This is a genomic window from Citrobacter sp. Ce104 (genome assembly GCF_030334595.1).
GTDB lineage: Bacteria > Pseudomonadota > Gammaproteobacteria > Enterobacterales > Enterobacteriaceae > Citrobacter > Citrobacter europaeus.
Window position 1 is genome coordinate 1 of the sequence record NZ_JAOWDP010000014.1, and the last position, 1,170, is coordinate 1,170.

At 42.8% G+C, this 1,170-nt stretch carries 1 protein-coding gene and 1 pseudogene; both read right to left on the reverse strand.

All coding sequences use genetic code 11. The features are described from left to right. Window positions 1-12 precede the first annotated feature (12 nt). The gene (locus OGW16_RS00850) at window positions 13-522 is read right to left on the reverse strand and encodes a tail fiber assembly protein (protein ID WP_286517561.1); all 510 of its coding nucleotides are present in this window, start codon (window positions 520-522) and stop codon (window positions 13-15) included. Between the two features lies 1 nt (window position 523). Next, a pseudogene (locus OGW16_RS00855) lies at window positions 524-1,170 on the reverse strand (hypothetical protein); the annotation flags it as partial.

The window sequence follows — 1,170 nt, forward strand, 5'->3', positions numbered from 1 at the left end:
TAAACCAACGTTTTAGCTACCTGGAGGTGTAGGCCATTCAGGATTTGCTACATCAACTCGACTGACTAACACGCTAAAGCGCTCCCATTTCTCCAGCAGTCTTATTTCCTCTTCGGTAGCCATACCAAATCTTACGGCTCGGGAAAGTAGTGTAATAGCATTCTCAGCATCGGCAATGAGTGTTTTTTTCTTTGATTCCGCCTGTTGTTGCAACTCTTTTACGCCATAAGTTCGGGAAACTATTTTATTTCCATCAAATACCCACCCGCCAAAAATATCACAACCGTCTGGAATACTGTCAACATCAACAACCGTCAAGCCTACAGGATAAAGCCTGTCGGCGTTTTCACTGATACTTCGAATTACACCCGTATCGTTTTCAATGGCGAGACTGTATTTTTTAGTGAATTTCGATAATGACTTATACCAGTCCTTACCAGTCGCATCGATAAAATACTGAATCCCTTCACCTAAAAATAAATCTTCTGGAATATAGCGCTGCAAATTAATAAGCTTCATCATTTCACCCCGATATCGTTACCCATATACCATTTTTGAACCGCTGAATTGGCTTGTAATAAAGCCCACCAATATTATGCGCAGAATTACTGCCAGTATAACGAGCCATAAGCCCCGTCATGGTACATCCCTGGGGTGACTTAAATGTCCACGTAAATATACCACCTGTCTGGTCATAAAATACTTCCGCACCAAGTGATACCTCTTGCACAAAATTTTGCGTTGTCCAGCTATACGTTGCAAAGTTTTGACTTGCCCAATCAACTGTTGCGCGTTCATTAAGCTTGGTGTTCAGCCAATTACTAAGCCAGCCACCCCACATGTCGCCATAAACATTGCCATCTGTATGAAGTTCGGAAGTTCCAGCTTTTAGAGGTCCGGGCACAGAAAAGGTGCCATTATTTAGATTAAATGTCGCTACTTTAACTGGTCCAGAACCAGAACCTTTACCAAAGATACGAGCTTCTGCCCCCAGGAGGTCTATGTTTACGTCAGCACCCGATGCAATGTTATTGATAGAAAATTGCGGGCTGTCGCCACTAATCGTTCTGATGGATATACCAGCCTCAGACAACCACAGATTTCCTGTCATCGTATCGCCGTATTTTTGCACAGCTCCAGAGGCTTTATTTATGGTATCTACTAAACCAA

What these genes read in the sequence shown, in the direction of transcription:
- OGW16_RS00850 (WP_286517561.1), bottom strand. Translation starts at nt 522, where the DNA reads ATGATGAAGCTTATTAATTTGCAGCGCTATATTCCAGAAGATTTATTT.